Annotated in this window: 19 protein-coding genes; 17 read left to right on the top strand and 2 right to left on the bottom strand. The window is 36.8% G+C overall.

Annotated features, from left to right (window positions below; translation table 11 throughout):
* Together J7E63_RS05190 and J7E63_RS05185 are read right to left on the bottom strand one after the other, a co-directional pair.
* Complete coding sequence (locus J7E63_RS05190) at window positions 1–522, bottom strand: DUF309 domain-containing protein (RefSeq protein ID WP_215010530.1); 522 nt, start codon at window positions 520–522, stop codon at window positions 1–3.
* A 189-nt stretch (window positions 523–711) separates the two neighbouring features.
* A complete protein-coding gene (locus J7E63_RS05185) occupies window positions 712–804 on the bottom strand; it encodes a YjcZ family sporulation protein (RefSeq protein ID WP_215005055.1) in 93 nt (30 codons plus the stop codon).
* Window positions 805–1,006: 202 nt separating this feature from the next.
* Here J7E63_RS05185 and J7E63_RS05180 point away from each other — a divergent pair, with 202 nt between their 5' ends.
* From J7E63_RS05180 to J7E63_RS05100, 17 genes are all read left to right on the top strand, one after another.
* Complete coding sequence (locus J7E63_RS05180; protein WP_088088848.1) at window positions 1,007–1,777, top strand: segregation/condensation protein A; 771 nt, start codon at window positions 1,007–1,009, stop codon at window positions 1,775–1,777.
* Window positions 1,764–2,351 carry an SMC-Scp complex subunit ScpB gene (scpB, locus tag J7E63_RS05175; RefSeq protein WP_088088847.1) on the top strand — a complete coding sequence of 196 codons (588 nt, stop codon included), beginning with the start codon at window positions 1,764–1,766 and terminating at the stop codon, window positions 2,349–2,351. The genes J7E63_RS05180 and scpB overlap by 14 nt, the downstream gene beginning before the upstream one ends.
* Before the next feature lie 121 nt (window positions 2,352–2,472).
* A complete protein-coding gene (locus J7E63_RS05170) occupies window positions 2,473–2,892 on the top strand; it encodes a hypothetical protein (RefSeq protein WP_215010529.1) in 420 nt (139 codons plus the stop codon).
* A gap of 36 nt (window positions 2,893–2,928) precedes the next feature.
* Complete coding sequence (locus tag J7E63_RS05165) at window positions 2,929–3,417, top strand: YpuI family protein (RefSeq protein WP_215010528.1); 489 nt, start codon at window positions 2,929–2,931, stop codon at window positions 3,415–3,417.
* A gap of 127 nt (window positions 3,418–3,544) precedes the next feature.
* A complete protein-coding gene (locus J7E63_RS05160) occupies window positions 3,545–4,435 on the top strand; it encodes a superoxide dismutase (protein ID WP_215010527.1) in 891 nt (296 codons plus the stop codon).
* 173 nt (window positions 4,436–4,608) lie between these two features.
* Window positions 4,609–5,754 (top strand): D-alanyl-D-alanine carboxypeptidase family protein, encoded by a 1,146-nt coding sequence (locus J7E63_RS05155; protein ID WP_215010526.1) that lies wholly within the window; start codon window positions 4,609–4,611, stop codon window positions 5,752–5,754.
* Window positions 5,747–6,334, top strand: a complete 588-nt coding sequence (locus tag J7E63_RS05150; RefSeq protein WP_215010525.1) for a nucleoside recognition domain-containing protein — start codon at window positions 5,747–5,749, stop codon at window positions 6,332–6,334. Before J7E63_RS05155 ends, J7E63_RS05150 begins: the two co-directional genes overlap by 8 nt.
* Before the next feature lie 6 nt (window positions 6,335–6,340).
* Window positions 6,341–6,877, top strand: a complete 537-nt coding sequence (locus J7E63_RS05145) for a spore maturation protein (protein ID WP_088088841.1) — start codon at window positions 6,341–6,343, stop codon at window positions 6,875–6,877.
* A 221-nt stretch (window positions 6,878–7,098) separates the two neighbouring features.
* Window positions 7,099–7,836: a 23S rRNA pseudouridine(2605) synthase RluB gene (gene rluB / locus J7E63_RS05140; protein WP_088088839.1), complete on the top strand. Its 738-nt coding sequence runs from the start codon at window positions 7,099–7,101 to the stop codon at window positions 7,834–7,836.
* Between the two features lie 98 nt (window positions 7,837–7,934).
* Window positions 7,935–8,459, top strand: coding sequence for a thiol-disulfide oxidoreductase ResA (gene resA, locus J7E63_RS05135; protein WP_214718946.1), 525 nt, complete (start codon window positions 7,935–7,937; stop codon window positions 8,457–8,459).
* A 19-nt stretch (window positions 8,460–8,478) separates the two neighbouring features.
* Window positions 8,479–10,113, top strand: a complete 1,635-nt coding sequence (gene resB / locus J7E63_RS05130) for a cytochrome c biogenesis protein ResB (RefSeq protein WP_215010524.1) — start codon at window positions 8,479–8,481, stop codon at window positions 10,111–10,113.
* Entirely contained in the window at window positions 10,114–11,298 is a 1,185-nt protein-coding gene (ccsB, locus tag J7E63_RS05125; RefSeq protein ID WP_215010523.1) for a c-type cytochrome biogenesis protein CcsB, read from the top strand.
* A 187-nt stretch (window positions 11,299–11,485) separates the two neighbouring features.
* A complete protein-coding gene (locus J7E63_RS05120; protein WP_215010522.1) occupies window positions 11,486–12,202 on the top strand; it encodes a response regulator transcription factor in 717 nt (238 codons plus the stop codon).
* Complete coding sequence (locus J7E63_RS05115) at window positions 12,199–13,977, top strand: ATP-binding protein (RefSeq protein ID WP_215010521.1); 1,779 nt, start codon at window positions 12,199–12,201, stop codon at window positions 13,975–13,977. The genes J7E63_RS05120 and J7E63_RS05115 overlap by 4 nt, the downstream gene beginning before the upstream one ends.
* A gap of 222 nt (window positions 13,978–14,199) precedes the next feature.
* Window positions 14,200–14,751: an RNA polymerase sigma factor SigX gene (gene sigX, locus J7E63_RS05110; RefSeq protein ID WP_215010520.1), complete on the top strand. Its 552-nt coding sequence runs from the start codon at window positions 14,200–14,202 to the stop codon at window positions 14,749–14,751.
* Window positions 14,726–15,901 carry a hypothetical protein gene (locus tag J7E63_RS05105; protein WP_215010519.1) on the top strand — a complete coding sequence of 392 codons (1,176 nt, stop codon included), beginning with the start codon at window positions 14,726–14,728 and terminating at the stop codon, window positions 15,899–15,901. Before sigX ends, J7E63_RS05105 begins: the two co-directional genes overlap by 26 nt.
* Window positions 15,902–16,068: 167 nt before the next feature.
* Window positions 16,069–16,824, top strand: coding sequence for a peptidoglycan DD-metalloendopeptidase family protein (locus J7E63_RS05100; protein ID WP_251033375.1), 756 nt, complete (start codon window positions 16,069–16,071; stop codon window positions 16,822–16,824).
* The last annotated feature ends 80 nt before the right edge of the window (window positions 16,825–16,904 follow it).

Raw genomic sequence — 16,904 nt, 5'->3', positions numbered from 1 at the left:
TTATTCGCTGCTTTTCCGCGTCTTTAATGACCGATTTCTTTCATCTATTATACTGGATCTGTCACGTAATTTATGACGGTGGACAAGGGAGTTATTGGTAAGATCACTTTCATTTCCCCAAATAAACCCCTTTTGTTCACATGCTTTTTTCGCAAATTCTAATAAGTCGGGGTCACAAATGGGCAAGGAAATGCTTCTATATGATTCTCCTTTTTGCAATGCGGAAATCTGTCTATTTAACAAGTGGTAAAAATCCACTTTATTTAATCCGAGTTTTGTCAACGAATCCGATTGTAATTTAAGTATCAGTATTGCTTTTCTTAATGTTCGTTCAGCACCGCTAAAATTACTTCGACGATGATGATAAGCAGATACTGACAATAAAATAAAACCGACCCAGACGGAATCCTTGTTTCTCGGATCGGTCTTTTTCCAGTAATCTTCAAGTAGTTCATGGCACTCGAAATAATCACGATCGCCATGAAAATGGGCTAAAAAATGTATATACTCACTCGGGTACAAGCAATTCTCCCCCTTACAAAATGTTTAGTATAGTTTATCACAGTTAAATGGTTCCTTTAAAATATTAGAATTTTACTTTTCAATAAAAAAAGCCCGTCAATATTGACGGGCAAGTAGTTCTAACTAATATTGGCAGCCAGCCGGGGTGAACAGTAATATGTTTAATCCTGTCCACTTCCTAATGTTTAATTAATAGACCCAGGAAGCACCAACAATAATTAACAAGATAAATAGAACTACAATTAACGCAAATCCGGATCCGAATCCGTCAGCCATATTCATTACCTCCTAAAAAATGTTTTGTTCTTTTCCTTGTCATCATATGTAGGATATTTGTCCATTGTTATGGGCAATCATCATGTTTTGATAATATTCCCTCGCCAAGTTGATTTTTCTATTGGATAACCTTATTTAATCCTCTATACTATTAATAGTCGAAGTGAATGATCAACGAACTTATTTTAAAGAATTTTGGTGAGTTATAATGCCATACCAGGTGAAAATTGATGCATTTGAAGGACCATTAGATTTGCTGCTCCATTTAATTAATGGTTTAGAAATTGATATATATGATATTCCGGTTGCCGAAATAACCGAGCAATACTTAATGTATATAAAGACAATGAATGAGCTCAAGCTCGATGTTGCAAGCGAGTTTTTAGTTATGGCCGCGACGTTGCTCGTAATTAAGAGTAAAATGCTTTTACCAAAGCATGAGGAAGTTCTCGATGTAGAGGATCCTGACTTGTTATTCGAAGAAGATCCAAGAGACGAACTTGTTGAGCGTCTAATAGAGTATCGAAAATATAAAGAAGCAGCCCATGACTTAAAATCCATGGAAGTGGAACGAGGGCTCATGTATACAAAGCCGCCAAGTGATCTTTCTGAGTTTGCGAAAGAGAAACAGCCGGAAAAAGAAGAGTTAAATGTTTCTCTGTATGATATGCTGGCTGCTTTACAAAAATTAATGCGACGAAAGAAACTTCAGCGCCCAATGGCAACGAAGATTACTCGTCAGGAAATATCTATTGAAACCAGAATGACAGAAATTATGGTGGAACTTAAGCAGCTTAAAGGACAAAAAAACTTTAATGAATTATTTCCCTATCCGGCTAAGGACCATATCGTCGTAACCTTTTTGGCCGTCTTGGAACTTATTAAACGAAAAGAGATTGACGCCCAGCAACAAGAGAACTTTGGAGATATTTATGTTAAAGCCGTAAAGGAAGGGGCAGAAATGATTGGAAATCATTAACTGGAACAGTATCCTGGAAAGCCTTTTGTTTGCTGCAGGGGATGAAGGGCTTTCACTGAAACAGCTAGCAGAGGTTCTAGAAGTGAATGAACTTAAGGCAAGTGAAATCATTGAGGATCTGAAAAAAGAATATGAGCGGGACAACAAAAGGGGAATTATGATGGTCCAGCTTGCTGGTACCTACCAACTTGCAACAAAGAAAGAAAATGCAACTTATCTAAAGAAACTTGTTGATTCCCCCCATACTTCCACATTGTCACAGGCAGCGCTAGAAACATTGGCCATCATTGCCTATAAACAGCCAATCACTCGAGCTGAAATTGAGGAAATTCGTGGTGTGAAAACAGAAAGACCGTTGCATACACTAATGGCAAAAGCATTAATAAAAGAAGTTGGCCGTGCAGAAGGTACTGGAAGAGCCTACTTATATGGAACAACGAAAGAGTTTCTGGACTACTTTGGTCTGAAAAGTATTGAAGAACTACCCCAGCTTCCCGAAAAGGCAGAAGATGAATTTATTCAGGAAGAGGCAGATCTATTTTTTGAAAAATTTCAGGAGACGATTAATTCTTAATTTTCCAATACTTACTTAATTTTATGATAAAATAAATGTAGGTTAATTATTCAATTCTTTCACGACATGTTAAAAAGATTTTTATATGTGATATTGTCATTGGCCAAGGAGTGGGATTAATTTGTTAATTAAAGAGTGTAAAGGCTTTGAATTAGAAAAGGAACAATCAAATACTTCTGAGGACTTTTTTAACAGAAGCATCGTTACTTTTTCTGAAGATGGTGAGGAAAAAACGCTGCACGTTTTATATGTTAGGTATTTCGATGAATTCATCCATGAATTCACTCCGTACAAGCAAGACCCGATTATGGTTCAGGATAACAATGAGGTTTCGTTTAAAGATATCGTAGCGCTTGTATGTCTCTTGAAAAATCCTGGCCTGCGCAGCCGAAAACGACTTTATATTAATTCAAAGCAGGAATTTGCATCTTATTTTCAAGATATCAATTATAATAAATTACCTGAAATTTTTCTTTCTCTTAACCAAAAGAAAGAATATGAACTTCGTTCTCCACTAGAGTTCATTATGCAGCCAAAATAAGCAATGTTTACGAAGTAAAAATTTAGGGGGTTAACAATGGGCAATACATTGGTAAAAACACAATTAAATGATGTAAAGAATTTTTTAGGGAAGTCAATTTTAACATTAGAGGATTTTTTAAATGAAGCAACGATTTCGCAATTAGACTTAGAAAATGAAGAAGATCGTAATTATAATAAATTGATCTTTGCAAATTTACGGAAATTAATTGTTTATAGTGAAGAAGGTTTAGATGCGTGCTCCGTAATTTTGCAAGGCAGTCCTTTTCAAAAAGCAGCAGCAGAAAAAACTCTTTATAAAATTTATCATCAATGTATCGAAGAGTTTTTCTCACCGAAGAATGATGCCTGGTTCGAAGACAGCAGGTCAGCTTACACGGGAAGAAACTCTATCAAGTTTTATCGAAACATTTCTGACAGTATTGTACAGTTGGTAGAAAGTTTAGAAGGTGAGTTTCAAAGGATTAGGGAAGAACTTGAGTATTATGAAACAGATTATCGAACAAAAATGATCCAATCAAAATAAGATTATCATTGAAAGGGCGGTCCTATTATTAGGGCGGCCTTTTATCATGTTCTTTTTTTGCTCTCACACTCATACCATCTAGGTAGGCTACTTATAAAGCATCCTATTGTCAGGAAGAAGGGATAGAATGGATCGTTTTAGTCGTTATGTAAACGAACTGTTTGAGTGGAATGAGCAAATGAAACAGTTTCTTCAATCGGAAAAGGAGGGAGGAAATTCTGATTTATGGGAACATCTTGATAATTTCACTGAATTAATTGAAAACACAGGCAGACAATTATCAAATGAAGAGCTACTAACCCTTCAAGCGAAGGCTGAAAATATCCATGAGCAAATGGAAAATTATTTTAAAAGAAAACAAGAAGGCGGAGTCATTTGGGTGGCAGAAAAAGTTGTACCCGCTGGGGGCCATACACTCCCTGACCTTCCCTACCCCTATAATGCACTGGAACCATATATTTCAGAGGAAATCATGAAGCTTCATCACGATAAGCATCACCGAGCATATGTTGATGGATTAAATAAAGCAGAAATTAATCTTAAAAAAGCAAGGGAAACTAACGATTTTTCATTAATTAAACATTGGTCACGAGAGCTTGCCTTTCATGGGTCTGGACATTATCTTCATACAATTTTTTGGAAAAACATGAGCCCCAATGGCGGGGATCATCCAAAAGGACTGTTAAAAGGTGAAATTGAGAAATACTTTGGAAGTTTTACGGCGTTTAAAAAGCAATTTTCTGAAGCGGCTAAGCAAGTAGAAGGAGTAGGCTGGGCCATATTGGTTTGGTCCCCACGAGCAAGGCATTTAGAGATACTGCAATCTGAACGACATATGCTATTGACCCAGTGGGATACCATTCCACTCTTAGTATTAGATGTTTGGGAGCATGCTTATTATCTTCAGTATAAAAATAAAAGGCCGGATTATGTCGACAATTGGTGGAACTTAGTCAATTGGCATGATGTAGAAATGCGGTTTGAAAAAGCAGCGGACATCAAATGGCCAGCATTTTAGGGTATCAAAAAATCAATAAGCAGACGGCAAATTGTCGTCTGCTTTTGTTTTTCTTCGGCAAATTGTCATAACAAGCCTCGTCCTGCATAAACTTGTACAAGAAAAATGAAATGCAGAAGTGCCTTCCTTGGCGCTGAAGCTAGATAACTTTACAAGGGGACGAGGTTAATCTAATGAGAATGATTTGGAAGCTAGTTATGTTTTCCCTCATAGTCTCAATATTCATTGCTAACATTCCTCAAAAGGTGGATGCTTCAGTTTCCGTAAGTGCTGCAAGTGCGGTTTTGATAGAGCAGAAATCAGGTCGTATCCTTTATGAGAAAGACGCCTACACAAAAAGAAGAATCGCAAGTATAACGAAGATAATGACTGCGAAACTAGCAATCGAATCGGGGAAAATGAATCAATATGTAAAAGTTAGCGAACAAGCGACTCGTGCAGAAGGATCGTCTGTCTATTTAAAGCCAGGCGAAAAAATTAAGCTTAAGGACCTAGTATATGGGTTGATGCTAAGGTCCGGAAATGACACGGCTGTAGCAATCGCCGAGTATGTTGGGGGAAGTGTAGAGGGATTTTCCTATTTAATGAATCTAAAGGCAAAGGAAATCGGGATGTTAAATACCCATTTTGCCAATCCACATGGACTTGATGACCGTGAAGACCATTACTCAACAGCCTATGACATGGCCGTGTTAATGCGCTATGCCATGCAGGATAAAACCTTTAAGAAAATCTCTGGTACAAAGGTATATAGAGCACCAAACCCCACAGAAGATTGGGACCGTGTCTGGAAAAATAAAAACCGCTTGCTAACAAAGTATAAATATACAACCGGTGGGAAAACAGGATATACCAAACGAGCCAAAAGGACATTGGTAACATCTGCAACAAAAGGAGATATGAGCCTAATTGCAGTAACCTTGAACGGACCAGACGATTGGAATGATCATATTTCCATGTATGAGAGTGGATTTAAAGGGTTTGATATGGCTGAAGTATTACCTGAGGGTAAAATTGAGGATGTAAAAAATAAGTATTATAAGAATCATTTATACGTAAAGAAAGCAATTGTTTATCCTGTAACGAGCGAAGAAATGGACTTATTTTCTATTAAATATAAGTTGAATAAGCCTGTCAAAAAATTTGATAATGACAAGAAGAATGAAGAAATTGTTGGAAAGGCAGCAGTTTACTTAGATGGAAGAGTTGTTCAAGAAACTCCGATTTACTATCAGAATGTGCCCGAGCAGAAAAAAGGGTTGTTGGATTTTGTAAAGGAAATTTTTCTTGTCTTTATTGGTGTAAAGTCCAATGGTTAATTATATCTGGGTGTTTATGACTGTTGTTGGGTTTATTTTCGCGCTAATCAATGGGACAATGGCTGAAGTGAATAAAGCAATATTTGATGGGGCGAAAGAAGCGGTGACCCTTTGTATTGGACTTATCAGCGTTCTCGTCTTTTGGCTTGGAATGATGCGGATTGCGGAGGAGTCCGGCCTTTTAGAACGTCTATCTAAACTGTTTCGACCGCTTGTCAAACGATTATTTCCTGACGTACCTGTAAGCCATCCAGCAATGGGCTATATTTTATCAAATATGATTTCTAATATGTTCGGTTTGGGAAATGCAGCCACTCCTCTTGGTATTAAAGCGATGGAAGAACTAAAAAAGTTAAATGGGGGAAAGGATTCAGCGAGCAGATCCATGGTTACCTTTTTAGCAATTAATACTGCAAGTATTACCATTATTCCAACAACTGTCATTGCGATTAGAATGAATTATCATTCTGCATCTCCTACTGAGATAGTCGTTCCAACGATTATAGCAACCATTATCTCTGCGTTAGGTGCAATCTTAATTGACCGTTATTACTATTATCGCAGAAGCAGAAAAGGATGAAAAAACATGGAGATGATATCGGTTATTTCGTTAACATTTATCCCCTTACTAATTGGGTTTATTCTATTATATGGTACCTTCAAACGCGTCCCAACCTATGAAAGTTTTGTTGAAGGTGGAAAAGAAGGCATTAAGATTGCCTTTTCAATTATCCCCTTCCTTGTTGGTATGCTTGTGGCCATTTCAATTTTTCGAGCGTCCGGTGCATTAGACGCTTTAATGAATTGGATTCGACCGATGATGAAATCAATTGGAGTACCCGCGGAAATAGTGCCATTATTGATTATCAGGCCTATTTCTGGAAATGCTGCACTGGGAATGACAAGTGATTTAATTGGCGTTTATGGGCCAGACTCATTTATTGGCCGCCTGGCTTCTGTTTTGCAAGGGAGTACAGACACAACCTTTTATGTTTTAACTGTCTATTTCGGCGCAGTTGGTATAAAAAAAATGGGGGATGCCCTAAAAGTAGGTCTACTTGCCGACGTAGTCGGAATTATCGCTGCAATTGTAGTAGTTTCGATGTTTTTTGGAACAAAATAATATAAAATGAATGAGCATGTTCAATTTGAACATGCTATTTTAATATTTTTCTGTAATAATACCCGTGACTTTGAAAAGTGAAGAAATTATGTCATAATTCATTAGGATAGGTTTCTGTGTTCGTTACCCTAGTAATAAGGAAATTACTATTTCTGAAAAGGAAACCAATGGCTCTATGGAGCCATCTTATTTTTTATACAGATAAATTCGAGGTGGAATGAATGGAAAGATTGCAAAAAGTAATTGCTCGAGCGGGCATTGCTTCAAGAAGGAAATCTGAGGACTTAATTAAAGAAGGGCGTGTAAAGGTTAACGGAAAGGTTGTTACAGAGCTTGGTCTGAAGGTATCCTCATCTGATAAGGTAGAGGTAAATGAAATACAGATTGAGAAAGAAGAACCTGTTTATTTCCTTTTATATAAACCAAGAGGAGTTATTTCAAGTGTGAACGACGAGAAGGGCAGAAAGGTAGTGACGGATTTCTTTCCGCATTTAAAAGAAAGGATTTATCCCGTTGGCCGCCTTGATTATGATACATCAGGATTATTAGTGTTAACGAATGATGGAGAATTTGCTAATTTACTCATGCATCCGAAAAGTGAAATAGACAAAGTTTATGTTGCAAAAATAAAAGGCATTCCCTCAAAGGAAAATCTAAGGAAGCTTGAAAAAGGAATCCGTCTAGAAGATGGAAAAACAGCTCCAGCTAGAGTGAAATTGCTTTCAGCAGATAATAAAAAACAATCGGCCATTGTTGAAATAACCATCCATGAAGGTAGAAATCGTCAAGTTAGAAGGATGTTTGAAGCAATTGGTCATGATGTATTGAAATTAAAGCGTGAACGATATGCCTTCTTAACACTAAATGGTTTAAAAACGGGCGATGCAAGAGAGCTAACCCCACATGAAGTAAAGCAGCTAAGGGCACTGGGGTTAGGCTCAACCAAAAAAAATTCATAAAACCGTCACAAATGCTATTCTTCATTTACACGGTATTTGTGTTGTAAAATGCTATAATTAGACAAACTGTGTCATGTGATTTACTGGAGGGGAATTAATTGAAAAAGCGGCGATTAGTTGTAAGAACCATCATACTACTTTTACTAGGGGCTGCCGTTGTTTATACGCTATATGCTAATTTTACACAAGATAATAAACAAAAAGTGGCGGTTGATAGCTTAGCTCCTGATTTTGCATTAGTTGATATGCAAGGGAATAAACATCGGCTTTCAGATTATCGCGGCCAAGGGGTTTTCTTAAATTTCTGGGGAACATGGTGCCCGCCTTGTAAAAAGGAAATGCCGTATATTAATAATCAGTATCATCAGTATAAGGACAAAGGGGTCCAAGTTTTAACAGTAGATATTCAAGAATCTAAACTTGCTGTTAATCAATTTGCTGACCGTCTTAAGCTGGATTTTCCGATTATGATTGATACAGATAAGGAAGTAATGAATACTTATGGAATTGATCCGCTGCCTGCTACATTTTTGATTGATAAGAATGGCAAGGTCGTTAAATATTATACAGGTGAGTTAACAGAAGAGAAAATCAGGGAATTTATGGAGAAAATAAAACCTTAGGTTGTTGGGAGTTTTTTCAATGAAAGATGTTAAATGTGAATGCGGGCATGTAAATCCACATGGAACTGTTTTATGTGAGGCATGCGGAAAAGTGCTGGATGAGAAAATTAACCCTGCAGAACTTCTCGATATGCGCTATGAAGGAAGTGCAAGACGTTCACAAACATATAATAAAACATTTATTGATAAAATATGGAACTTTTTTTCATCAGTAAAGGTTGGCGTTTGGCTGATTATTATTACCTTAATTGCTTCATCACTTGGTACGATTTTGCCGCAGGAAATGTATATAGACTTGCCTGCAGATGTTTATTACGAGCAAGAATATGGTTGGGTTGGTAAATTATATTACCAATTAGGTTTTAATAATTTATATGGTTCCTGGTGGTATTTATTATTAATTGCGATGATCGGTATATCCTTGGTCATTTGTAGTCTCGATCGGGTGGTGCCATTATATAAGGCCCTTAAGGCCCAAAGGGTTACAAGACACGAAGGTTTTTTAAAACGTCAGCGCATTTTTGGTGTGAATGAAGGTGCAGATGAAAATGATTTTACAATAATTAAGAAGCATTTAAAGGCAAGACGTTACCATGTCCGCGAAGAAAATGGAGATATCTTAGCTGAAAAAGGGCGTTTTTCTCGCTGGGGTCCGTATGTAAACCATGTTGGATTAATTATTTTCTTACTCGGCGGGATGCTGCGCTTTATTCCTGGAATGTATGTAAATGAGAACCTTTGGGTCAGGGAGGGAGAAACAGCTCTTGTTCCTGAGACAGAAGGACAGTTCTATCTCCAAAATAACAAATTCATTTTAGAACACTATGATAAAAATAAAGACAAAACATTTGAAAAGGCTATTAATCAGGCTGGGGAAGTCGTGAAAAATTACCAATCAAACGTTGTTCTTTATAAGCGTGTTGGAAATAATCTACCTGGAGAGAAACCAAAGCTCAAGAAAGTAACAGAATATAAGGTAAGAGTAAATCTCCCTCTCACCTTTGAAGGTTATTCTGTCTTCCAAGCTTCATTCCGAAATGAACTCAATACGATGTCATTTTCATTAACAAATAAAAATACGAAAAAAGCCATTAACGATCTTAAAATTGATCTTACAGATCCGAAGATGAAGTACGATCTCGGTAATGGGTATTCTGTTGAAATTCTAAACTACTTTCCAGATTTCGAATTTGCGGAAAATGGGGAGCCAACAACAAAATCACGAGTTCCAAACAACCCTGCCTTCGTCTTCCGGATGGTATCCCCTGAAAAACCAAAAGGGGAAACAAGTTTCGTTGCCATCAAGCAAACCATCGAGCCATTTGGGGCTAATCAATATAAAATGGCATTTAAAGGAATCGAAACAAAGAATGTTTCAGGATTTATTGTTCGGAAGGATTCAACATTATGGGCGATTATATTAGGTGGAATCATATTTATGATTGGCGTCATACAAGGAGCATATTGGAACCACCGTCGAATTTGGATTCAAAACAAAAATGGACAAATTTGGGTTGCAGCGCATACAAACAAAAATTGGTATGGACTAAAAAAAGAAATTGAAACAGTTTTAACAGATACGAAACTTGAAATGCCAGACGATCAAGTTCAAAGGGAAGATACTGATAAACCTAAGGATAAGGAGAGTGTCTAGTTGGCTACAATAAGTAGTAATTTATTATTTATTTCTTTTATACTATATTTAATTGCTACCCTGTTCTTCGGAGGGTCTATTAAATCAAAGAAGCAATCGAATGAAAAGGAAGGAACCAACAGATGGGGGAAGATTGCTGTACTATTAACAATTGTTGGTTTTGTTTCGCAATTGGGTTACTTTATCACTAGATGGATTGCTGCAGGGCACGCTCCAGTTAGTAACATGTTTGAGTTCACGACATTCTTCGGAATGGCGCTTGTAGGTGCATTTATTGTCATTTATTTTATTTATCGAACGACCTTACTAGGATTATTTACAATGCCTGTCGCTATATTGGTAATCGCTTATGCAAGTATGTTTCCAAAGGATATTACGCCATTAATACCCGCATTACAAAGTTATTGGCTGCATATTCACGTAACTACTGCGGCGATGGGAGAAGCTATTCTATCGATTAGCTTTGCGGCAGGGCTTATTTATCTCGTAAAGGCAATTGATCAAACAAAATCCAACAAACAAACTTTTTGGCTTGAAATGGTCATGTTTTCATTAGTTACAGTACTTGGTTTCGTAGCCGTTTCTTCACTATTTTCTGGGTTAGGTTACCATGAGAAATTTAATTGGGTTGATAAACACAATAACCAGGCGGTTGTTGAATATACGATGCCTGCCATTTCCGGTCCTTATGAAGGAGACATATTAACAAAAGACGGATTTAAGCCTTTGTTCGAGGTACCAGCTTTTATTAATGCCAAAAAATTAAATACAGTCATTTGGTCATTAATGGCGGGACTCGTTATTTATGGCTTAATTAGATTAATATTACGAAAACGAATTGCTGCAGCACTAAAACCGCTTGTTAAAAATATTAAACTAGACTTTGTTGATGAAATCAGCTATCGCTCTGTATTAATCGGTTTCCCAGTGTTTACACTAGGTGCACTCATTTTTGCAATGATATGGGCACAAATGGCTTGGTCACGATTTTGGGGATGGGACCCAAAAGAAGTTTGGGCATTAATAACATTTCTATTCTATGCAGCATTTTTACATCTTCGTCTCTCCAAAGGGTGGCATGGCGAAAAATCTGCATGGTTAGCAGTAATCGGCTTTGTAATAATTATGTTTAACCTTGTTGCAGTCAATCTCGTTATTGCTGGCTTACATTCCTATGCGGGTTGAGCATTCACAATTAGGACTTGGGTAAAATATTATAGCCTTCACTTATAAAAAGTGAAGGCTTTTTATAAAATTTTTAAGTGTAGTTAGCGTTGTCAAATTATTGACACTTTTTATAGGAGTAATTAGCACGAAAATATGGCATAAAACAATAGCGTTTTGTAAAATAAACTCCATGGGGGGATTAATAATGGAAAAAGACGTGAAAATTCTAGTTGTAGATGATGAGGAAAGGATTCGCCGTTTATTAAAAATGTATTTAGAACGTGAAGACTATACAATTGATGAAGCAGAAGATGGAACCGAGGCATTAGAAAAAGCGTTTGCTAATGACTATGATGTCATTCTTCTTGACCTAATGATGCCAGGGAAAGACGGAATTGAAGTTTGTCGTGAATTAAGAGAAAAGAAGGCAACACCGGTAATCATGCTTACTGCTAAAGGGGAAGAAATAAATCGCGTCCAAGGCTTTGAAGTGGGCACTGATGACTATATAGTCAAACCATTTAGTCCAAGGGAAGTAGTCCTGCGTGTCAAGGCCTTGTTAAGAAGGTCATCACAAACAAGTTACCTTCAAACGGAAACGACAACGAAAGACGTCATTGTATTCCCACACTTAACTATTGATAATGATGCACATAGGATAGCAGCAGATGGTAAAGAAGTAAGTTTAACGCCAAAAGAATATGAATTGCTCTATTTCTTAGCGAAGGCTCCAGATAAGGTTTTTGACCGTGAGCAGTTACTAAAAGAAGTTTGGCATTATGAATTTTTCGGGGATCTACGTACAGTTGATACGCACGTAAAGCGTCTCCGTGAAAAATTAAACAAGGTTTCTGAACAAGCTGCAAGAATGATTGTTACAGTTTGGGGCGTAGGCTATAAATTTGAGGTTATTAATGAATGACATTATTAAGAAGTGTTGTAGGAAAGCTATGGTTAACGATCCTTTTATTAGTATCTTTTGTGCTATTCATCTTAACAATCATGCTTCTCGAATTTTTCCAAAACTACAATACTCTTGAGATGAAAAAGGATTTGACCAATACAGCTGAGAAAATTGCAAATGTTTTAGAAAAACATCCTAATGAAAAACTACCACTTGGATTAGAGATATCCTGGGAAATTATTGATAATGTCAACAATGTAGTAATTGTTAAAAATGAGAGTGAAGTCTATTACTCTCCAAACACGAATCTTTCAAATAGGTTATCCTTTACTGATATTAAAAATGACCCGAAATTATCACAAGTATTAAAAAAAGATAGGACTGTTGAAAAGATTTCCACGCTTTCCTTTAATGAAGATAAAAAGGATGCTAAGTATTCAATTATTGGTGTACCTTTGCATTTGCCTGGGGAAGAAAAAAGTGCCGTTTTTATTTATCAATCATTAGAAGTAATGCAAGAAACAACCCATGAAACAACTAAATTTATTTTACTTGTTGCGGGTGTAGCTATTATCCTTACAACTATTTTTGCCTTCTTTTTGTCCACAAGAATTGCAGCTCCCTTAAGAAAGATGAGAGAAGCAGCCTTTGAAGTGGCTAGAGGGAAATTCGATACAAAAGTACCTATCCTTACACATGATGAAATTGGGGAACTAGCAACTGCATTTAATCAAATGGGAAGACAATTAAAATTCAATATGAGTGCACTTAGCCAAGAAAAAGAGCAATTATCCAGTATCCTAAGCAGTATGGCAGATGGTGTTATTACCTTTAATCGGGATGGGGCGATTCTAATCACCAATCCTCCAGCAGACCGCTTTTTTCAATATTGGTATTATGAAATGGGTGGAATTAGTACGAATTCCGAGGCCATTCCACCAGAGGTAATGGATCTATTTCAGAAAGCGGTCGATACTGAAACAGAACAAATGGGTGAAATTTCATTCCAAGGCAGACATTGGGTCATCCTAGTTAGTCCATTATATAGTAACCGTTTTATTCGCGGTGCAGTAGCCGTTCTGAGGGATATGACTGAGGAAAGACAGTTAGATAAAATGAGACAAGACTTTATTGCAAACGTTTCTCATGAGCTTAGAACGCCAATATCGATGTTGCAGGGCTATAGTGAAGCAATCGTTGATGATATTGCTGAATCCCAAGAAGAGAAAAAGGAAATGGCAAAGGTCATTTATGATGAATCCTTACGTATGGGCCGGCTTGTCAATGAATTGCTAGATTTAGCACGAATGGAAGCCGGACATCTTCAATTAACAATGGAGGAAACTAATATCTCTTCATTTATCAATCGAATTATCCACAAGTTCCAGGGATTAGCTAAAGAAAATGAAATTCGATTAATTGCAGAGATAGATAATGAAATCACCTCCATTTCCTTTGATCCTGATCGAATCGAACAGGTACTCACAAATTTAATTGATAATGCCATAAGACATACACCTAAAGGCGGTTCTGTTAAATTAAGTGTGACTTCAGAAGATAAGGGCGTAATGATTAGAGTTAAAGATTCTGGGTCGGGTATTCCTGAAGAAGATTTACCTTTTGTGTTTGAACGGTTTTATAAGGCTGATAAAGCTCGAACGAGAGGAAGAGCAGGAACAGGACTTGGACTAGCCATAGCTAAAAATATTATGGATGCACATCGAGGTCATATTTCTGTTCAGAGTAAACTCGGTCAAGGAACGACATTTTCCTTTTTAGTGCCTCGAAAATAGTAAAATGAACAAGTATTTTGCCGATTGTTCTTGATTCACGAGGAACAATAAAAATAGAAAGCTAAGAGCTCATCCATTTAACGGATGAGTTTTTTGTATCAAATTTTTAGGAAATGAATTCCAATTTATACCTTCCTTTTTGTCACAAAAAAGTCTATATTTATAAGGTGAAACTTTTTATACATATAAATCGACTAATATTATGAACGGGGAGGGGAATTGATGGACTCCGTTTTCGATGAACTATACCAAAAATATCATCATGACGTTTTTCAATTTCTATTTTATATGGTCAGGAACAAAGAACATGCCGAGGATCTTGTCCAAGAAGTCTATATAAGAGTCTTTAAATCTTATCGCCGTTTTGAAGGGAAAAGCAGTGAGAAAACCTGGTTGTTTTCGATTTCAAGAAATGTAGCCATTGACTTCTTCCGAAAACAAAAGGGATGGAAAGAACGTTTACTCGAAAAATTTGATTGGTCCACCGATCAGCTGAAAGATGGTTATCCTATACCAGAAGAAATCACGGTACAAAAGGAAGAAATTAGGTGGGTTTACAACTGTCTAGAATATTGCACAATGGATCAAAGAGCAGTTATTATTCTGCGATATATTCAAGATTTATCGATTGCTGAAACAGCCCAAGCATTAGGATGGACAGAAAGCAAGGTGAAAACGACACAGCACCGTTCGTTAAAGGTATTGAAGAAACATATGGAAATGTCTTATCAGAAGGAGGGAGCGGCAAGTGAAAAAGTCAGAGTGGAGCGATAAGCAGCTCGAAGAACTATTAAGGCAAATGCCCAAAATACAAGATGATCGCAATCCTCGTGACATTTATCAGAATCTTTCTATAAAAAAGACAAAAATAAAACAATGGCTCCTGCCTGGCCTCGCTACTGCATGTGCATTGCTCATTTTCTTCATCTTAGTTCCTAAATTAATGGTCGGAACCCAATACTCAGAGGATAAAGCAAGTCAAAAAAATGCTTCATCTGGGCAGGAAATGCAAACAGCGGATGAGGATTCCTCCAGTGCTTTGAAAAAAGAAGATGACAATTTAAAAGCAAAGACCTTTTCAGCAGCTGAGAATAATGAACTTTTGAAAACAGCGGTCTATGATGATGAAGTAGACAATGGAAGGGTCTTAACTTATTGGATTCCAGATCCGCAAGCGCAAATACTTGTTCCAGTTTCCACTATAGTAAATGATTCAAATGATAAATCATGGCTAACTATATTTAATGAAAACATGGTGAGTTTAAAGGAAGAAGAATGGGGTTTAAGCGAATTTTATCCACTTAATGCTACGCTGAGGCTTGATAATAAAAATAAAGCTGTTTTGGTTGATGTGCCGTCAACCCATCAGTACGGCCAAGGATCAACAACAGAAACAAATTTTATGAATGTATTACAAAAAGATATTTCTTCGAACAGTAACATAAAAAAAATCCGATTTTCAACAAATGGTGAGCCTGGAATTGAACTAGGGAATCTTGGCAGGAAAGAGGAAATTGAAGTCGTCCAAAAGAAGAATCATGCCTTCTTTTTTTATTTTTCCAAAGATAGTGAAATCCCCTACTTAGTTCCATCAATAGAGACGTATACTGATATTAATAGGGCTTTGGAGGCAATGAAGAATGATCAGCCCTTATTAGGGTTAAAAAGTTCACTTTTTCCAGCTCTGCCGATTAAGGATGTATCCATTAAAGAAAAAACTTTACTTGTTACAATAGATGAAAATTCGAGTCTACGAGAAGACCAAGTTACGATTAACGCTTATGAGTCCTTGTTATTAACAGCTAAAGAATTTGGTTTAGAAAAAGTCGTTATAAAAAATTCGCCTATAAAAAAAATCGGAACATTTGACCTATCAAAGGAAAACAAAGTCCCGCGTGCTCCAAATCTACAGACGCTTCAATAATTATTCTCTATCAACCCCTTGTGGTTGATTTTTTTTATCATGAATAAAATAACTATAATCTCCAAATTATAACAAGTATGTCTAATCGCTTCTCCACCAAGGTATATGTTCTAAAGGTGAAACAACTAACATATGGTGTGGAGGAGGAAAAGAACTAAGGAGGTTGAATGAAGAAAATGCGAGACTACATAAAAAGGGTTCTTATTGCCCTAATTATGGCGCTATGTGTCAGTTTGTTATTTTTAGGTGGAATACATTCCGAAGCAAGTATGAAGGATGAGAAAGAGATAAAGGATGGGTGGATATGGCCTGCAGACGGTATTATTTCTGATACATATGGAACGAGAATGGGTAAACATAAGGGAATTGATATTGCTGGAAAATTGAACACACCTGTTCTTGCCGTCGATGATGGTCAAGTAGTTAAATCCTATTATTCGAATACATACGGAAATGTAGTATTTATAAAACATCCAAGTCATTTTGTTACTGTCTATGCCCATTTAAACAAGCGAACTGTATTAGAAGGTCAAAGTATTAAGCAGGGAACCGTAATAGGGAAAATGGGGAGAACAGGACAAGCTACTGGGACCCATCTTCATTTTGAAACCCACCAGCATGAGTGGAGATATGATAAGAAATATGCATTGGATCCAGAAAAGTTCTTAGGAAAAGCGGACACAGGCGAGAATGTACAGGGTGGAATAGCTGGAATCAATGACGATGTATTAGAAGCAAGCTCCCATGTAAAACTTCAAAAGGAAGACAAAACAGAGAAAGGGAAAAAACAATATATCGTCAAACAAGGCGACACATTGTACTCCATTTCGAGGAAAAGCAATATGACGGTAACACGTATTAAACAACTTAACCATCTGTCCTCGGATCTTATTAAACCTAAGCAAGTATTAAATGTAAATTGAGATAATAAACAACCCGTGGACTCAAGTGTCTGCGGTTTTTTTGTAGAAACTGCTTTAAAAGTTACAAAAGCGTTAAAACG

The organism is Bacillus sp. ISL-75 (assembly GCF_018613095.1).
Note: the sequence above shows the minus strand (reverse complement) of the source record. Positions and strands in the feature narration are given on the sequence as shown.